Source organism: Ferruginibacter sp. (assembly GCF_031430955.1).
Classification (GTDB): Bacteria; Bacteroidota; Bacteroidia; order Chitinophagales; family Chitinophagaceae; genus Ferruginibacter.
In genome coordinates this window covers 1-4,420 of the sequence record NZ_JANPCM010000030.1, presented here as the reverse complement: position 1 = coordinate 4,420, position 4,420 = coordinate 1, and the positions used below count along the sequence as shown (strand labels likewise).

Here is a 4,420-nt window from a genome sequence, read left to right as displayed (position 1 = left end):
ATTAAGGAAGGCAAGGCAATTCAATCCATTCAGCAAACAACACCCAATCCAAAATATCCTGGTAGTGGTGTCAATGCATTAACAGATAATAAAGGAGGATTAGAACAACTCAGCAGTAACACCTGGATGGGTTATAACAGTGATTCGGTTACGGTAACATTGGATTTAGGAAAACAACAAACCATTAATAAAGTATTGCTTAATTTTTTACAGAGTGAAAGTGGCTGGGTATTTCTTCCTGATGAAATTATTGTAAAATGGTTTGATAAAAAGACGAACAGTTATCAACTTTTTGGTGAGGAAAAAATATTGGCAGATAAGGAAACATCCGGGAGTCATTGTAATTATCGCATTATCGGAATAAAAAATAAAATACAAACAGATAAAATTTTAATCAACATCATTGTAAATAAAAACATTCCTGCCTGGCATCCTGCACAGGGAGAACATGCCTGGATGTTTATAGATGAAATAAAAGTATATTAGTATGCAACGCACCAGAAATATTATATTCAATATTTGTTTTACTATAAACTGCCTGCTGGTATTCTTTTTAATCTTTCAAAGTAGGATTGCAATACCTTCCTGGCTTCAGGTAATGGGCCGCATGCATACTTTATTGCTTCATTTCCCTATCACTTTACTGGTTTTGTATATTTTCTGGACCTTAGTTGTTGATAAAAAGAATAATACAAATGAGTTGGTTAAAAATATTGGTAACTGGCTGTTGCTGGTATCAGCTTTTACAGCAGCCTTTGCTGCCTTGATGGGATTATTTCTTTCAAAAGAAGATGGTTATGATGCAGACGCCCTGCAATGGCATAAGTGGAGTGGGATTAGTATTGCCATCATTACTTCATTATGGTATGCTTACAAAGAAAAAATAAAAAATAGTAAAGGGTTAAATACTTCAGTAGCAGTAATTAGTTTGGCGGCTATCATTTTTACGGGCCACCAGGGTGCAGAAATTTCACACGGACAAAATTATTTGCTGGCACCCGTACTACCCGAAAAGCAAGAGCAAAAAGTATTAATGGAAAATGCAATTGTTTATGCCAATATGGTACAGCCTATCTTAAAAACAAAATGTTATAGTTGCCATAATACATCAAAAGCTAAGGGGCAACTGGTGATGGAAACAGAAGAGTTATTATTAAAAGGAGGGAAGAACGGAAAACTATGGGACAGTACTGCAGCCGATTATGGTTTATTATTAAGCAGGCTGCATTTACCTGTTGATGCAAAAAAGCACATGCCACCAACAGGAAAGCCACAGTTAACCGAACAGGAAACTCAAATCTTGTATTCATGGATAAAAGCTGGTGCGAATTTTAAAACCAAAGTAATTGACCTGGCCGCAACAGATACACTCCGTTTAATTGCCAATGCAATTTTCAATACCATAGAAACAGATGATTATGATTTTGCTGCAGCCGATGAAAAGAAAGTTAAAAATTTAAATACCAATTACAGGAATGTTGCACCTTTAGCTAAAACCTCACCGGCATTAGGTGCAGAATTTTTTAGTGCACAGTCTTATTTGTCTGAGCAATTAAAAGAATTGCTTACAGTAAAAGAGCAGGTTGTAAGTTTGAGTTTAAATAAAATGCCGGTAAAGGACGAGGAGTTAAAAACGATCAGTCAGTTCAGCAACTTAAGAAAACTCAATCTTTCTTTTACTAATATTACGGGTACTACTTTAAATGAATTGAGTAAATTAAAAGAACTCCGGCAATTATCATTATCGGGTACAATTGTAAAAAAAGATGATATACTAAAACTGTCTTCTCTTAAAAAACTTTCCCATCTCTTTATATGGAATACCGCTTTAACAGAAACCGATATAGCTGCTTTGAAGAATGCAATGAAAGATATTGCTTTTGAAAAAGGATTTAAAGGTGACACTACTATCTTAAAGTTAAACGCACCTATCCTCCTGAACGAAGAGCAAATAATTAATACGCCAATTACATTAAAACTTAAGCATTATATCAATGGTGTAAGTATCCGTTATACACTGGATGGTACGGAACCGGACAGTATTACCTCGAAGGAATTTAGTAATGATATTATGCTTACCCAAAACACTACTGTAAAAGCCAAAGCTTTTAAAAAGGGCTGGCTAAGCAGTGCGGTGATGGAAGGATACTTTTTCAGCTCAAAGTATAAGCCAGATTCGGTAGTAAACCTGTTGCCAGCTGATGAGCAATATAAAGGGGATGGTGCAAAAACTTTAATTGATTTAGTTAAAGGCGAAGCCAATAATTTTAAAAGTGGTAAATGGTTAGGCTTTAAAAAAAATAAGATGGAATCCTTGCTTTTATTTAATGCTCCTGTAAATGTTAAAAGTGTAACGTTAAGTGCATTAATTGATATTGGCGGTTATATAATGCCTCCTGTTACTATAGAGGTTTGGGGTGGCAATGAAGCCAGGCATTTAAAACTCCTTCGTCTAGTAACACCAGAGCAACCTACTGTTATACAACCAGGCTATCTAAAAGCGTTTCAATTATCTTTTAAACCTGCTACAGTAAAATATTTAAAAATTGTAGCAGTACCCGTATCCAAATTACCCGCCTGGCATCCAGGTAAAGGCGATAAAGGCTGGGTGTTTGCTGATGAAGTGTTTGTAAATTAATTTATCCTTAACTAAGAAACTGCTTAAAACTTATTGAATGCCATTTATAAAAAGAATAGTTGTTTTTATTATTATCACTTGCTTTTTTTTGAGCGGATTTGCACAAAAAATTATATATAAAGACTATACTCAACCTATTTCAATAAGAGTTGCTGACTTATTAAATAGGATGACAGTAGAAGAAAAATTTTGGCAATTGTTTATGATACCCGGCGATTTGAATAATGCCTCCCCCGGTCAATACAAAAATGGATTATTTGGTTTTCAGGTCAGCGCTGGCGGGGCAGGAGATATCAATAATCAACTTTTAAAATACAATACTAAAGAAGATGCTTTGCTTTTAGCAAAAAAAATAAACAGCATTCAAAAATATTTTGTTGACAGTACAAGGCTCGGTATTCCTATTATTGCTTTTGATGAAGCCCTGCATGGCCTGGTAAGAAAAGGTGCCACTGTTTTTCCACAATCAATTGCTTTGGCAGCAAGTTGGGATACATCTTTAATGCGACAGGTGGCATCAGCGATTGCAGCGGAAACAAAAATCAGAGGTATCCGTCAAATACTTTCGCCAGTAGTAAATATTGCAAGTGATGTTCGCTGGGGGCGAACTGAAGAAACTTATGGGGAAGATCCATTTTTAGCATCGGCAATGGGAGTGGCATTTGTCAAACAATTTGAGGAGAATGGAATCATCACAACACCAAAACATTTTATTGCCAATGTTGGGGATGGGGGCAGAGATAGTTACCCCATAGAATTGAATGAACGTATTTTGGATGAAATATATTTACCACCGTTTTATGCCTGTATAAAAAAGGGCGGCTCCCGAAGTATAATGACGGCTTATAATGCGCTCAATGGTAAAGCTTGTTCAGCAAATGATTGGTTGCTGCTGCAAAAATTAAAAAAGCAATGGAACTTTAATGGCTTTGTAATATCCGATGCCAATGCAGTTGGTGGTGAGCTGGTGTTGCACCACACTGCCAATGATTATGCAACCAGTGGACAACACGCTGTTAACAATGGGTTGGATGTTATTTTTCAAACAGATTATAATCATTACAAATTATTTATACCAGCTTTTTTACAAAATAAAATTGATAGCAGCAGGTTAAACGATGCAGTAGCCAGGGTATTAACTGCCAAATTTGAATTAGGATTATTTGAGCAACCATATGTTGATGAAAGTTTTAACGAAGCATCAATAAATGCTAACCATAAAAATATTGCAGCACTTGCCGCTAAAGAGTCTTTTGTGTTGTTAAAAAACGATAACCACACGCTGCCAATTTCTGCAACAATAAAAAGTATTGCGGTAATTGGCACCGATGCAGCAGAAGCAAGATTAGGTGGTTACAGCGGAGAAGGAAATAATAAAGTAAACATACTGCAAGGGCTAAAAAATAAATTGTCTGCCAATACAAAAATAAATTATGAGGCAGGTGTTGGAAGAAATAATGCAGATTTTACCCTAGTGGCAGCCAAGTTTTTATCATTCAATAATAAGCCAGGTTTGCAGGCCAATTATTATAATTGTATCGACTTTAATTGTGCTCCAGCATTTAAAAGAATAGATAATGAAATCAATTTCCGATGGACGCTGAATGGGCCATCTGCTGAAATGAATAATAGTTTTTATGGGGCAAAATGGGAAGGTAATTTAATTGCACCTCAAAATGGGAATATAAAAATGGGTATTGAAGGTAATGATGGCTATCGGTTGTACATTAATAATGAAATACATATTGATAATTGGCAGAAAAAATCTTACTCTACAATTAC

Annotated in this window: 3 protein-coding genes; all 3 read left to right on the top strand. The window is 35.5% G+C overall.

Annotated features, from left to right (window positions below):
- A partial coding sequence (locus ACY65O_RS00870) for a hypothetical protein (protein WP_462218957.1) occupies nucleotides 1–486 on the top strand: 486 nt, incomplete at its 5' end.
- Nucleotide 487: 1 nt separating this feature from the next.
- Nucleotides 488–2,638, top strand: a complete 2,151-nt coding sequence (locus ACY65O_RS00865; protein WP_462218956.1) for a chitobiase/beta-hexosaminidase C-terminal domain-containing protein — start codon at nucleotides 488–490, stop codon at nucleotides 2,636–2,638.
- Nucleotides 2,639–2,807: 169 nt separating this feature from the next.
- A partial coding sequence (locus ACY65O_RS00860) for a glycoside hydrolase family 3 N-terminal domain-containing protein (protein WP_462218955.1) occupies nucleotides 2,808–4,420 on the top strand: 1,613 nt, incomplete at its 3' end.